This is a genomic window from Nocardia sp. NPDC003345 (assembly GCF_053589395.1).
The window spans coordinates 1-1,355 of record NZ_JBSFRU010000606.1 but is presented as its reverse complement, the minus strand read 5'-3'; the positions used below and the strand labels follow the sequence as shown (position 1 = coordinate 1,355).

The 1,355-nt window shown below is 67.3% G+C and carries 1 protein-coding gene; it reads right to left on the bottom strand.

The window, feature by feature from the left end; translation table 11 throughout:
* The coding region (locus ACWDU1_RS32390) for a condensation domain-containing protein (protein WP_450004223.1) at positions 1-1,355 on the bottom strand (1,355 nt) is incomplete at both ends.

Genomic DNA, 1,355 nt, shown 5'->3' with positions numbered 1-1,355 from the left:
TAGCGGAGCAGCCCGTACCCGACGCCCTTGTCCGGAACCGCCAGCAACTGCTCTTTGACCAGCTTGAGCGCGGCACCCATCTCGGGTCCACCGGCCAGCGCGGCCTCGATATCGACCCCCGCCGGCTCGAACCGCACCGGGAACAACGCCGTGAACCAGCCCACCGTCCGCGACAGATCCGCACCCGGCGCCAGCTCTTCCTCACGACCATGACCCTCTAGCCGGATCAGCAACGGATCATCGGCAGCCACACCCGGCACCCGCCGCGCCCGCCACGCCGCGGTCGCCAACACCAACGCCGTCAGCAGACCATCGTTGACACCACCGTGGAACAACGCCGGCACCGTGGTCAACAGCGCCTGCGTCACCTCCGGCGAAACCTCCACCGAATGCACCTCGACGACGCCGTGGGTATCCACCGACGGATCGATCCGGCGCTCGGTCAGCGAAGGGTCGTCGGTACCGGCGACGGTCCGCCAGTACTCCAGCTCCGCGCGGCGATCCGCGCTGTGCGCGTTGTTCTCCAGTTCGTGCGCCCAGGTCCGCATGGACGTGACCGGCGCCGGCAGTTCGGGAGCCTGCCCGGCGCTGTGCGCGACCGCGGACACCACGAAATCGGGCACCAGCACACGCCACGACACACCGTCGACCGCGAGGTGATGCGCGACGACGACCAGATACCCGTGCCGGTTATCGATACGGTCACCGGTATCGGGTTCGAGCCAGACGAACCGGACCACCACGCCCGCTTCGGGGTCGAGCCGGTCCAGCGCGGTATCGACCGCGGCCGACGCGATCGCGTTCAGTTCTTCCGCACCGGCCGAGCTGTCGAACACGGTGTGATCGATCAGCGAATCCACATCGACACTGCCCTGTTCGGTCGTCTCCACGACCCAGCTGCCGTCCGCGGAATACAGCCGTGACCGCAGCATGTCGTGGCGGTCGATCACCGGAGCCACGACCGCGGCAATCGCTTCGCGGTCCACGCCTTCGGGTAGATCCAAGGTGATCAGCTGGTGGAACCGTCCGAACGAGCCCGGCCGCTCCGCCATGAACCGCACGATCGGCGTCAACGGCATCGAACCGACACCACCACCGGCCAACTCCACCAACACCCGCGGCGCCGACTCCGCATCCGCCGACTCCGCCACCGACGCCAACCCGGCAACAGTGCGCTGCTCGAACACATGACGCGGCGTGAACACCACACCACGCGACTTCGCCCGCGACACCAACTGAATCGAAACAATACTGTCGCCACCGAGCGCGAAGAACGAATCATCCACACCCACCCGGTCCACACCCAGAACCTCGGCGAACACCTCCGCGATGATCTGCTCCACCGCGGTACGCGG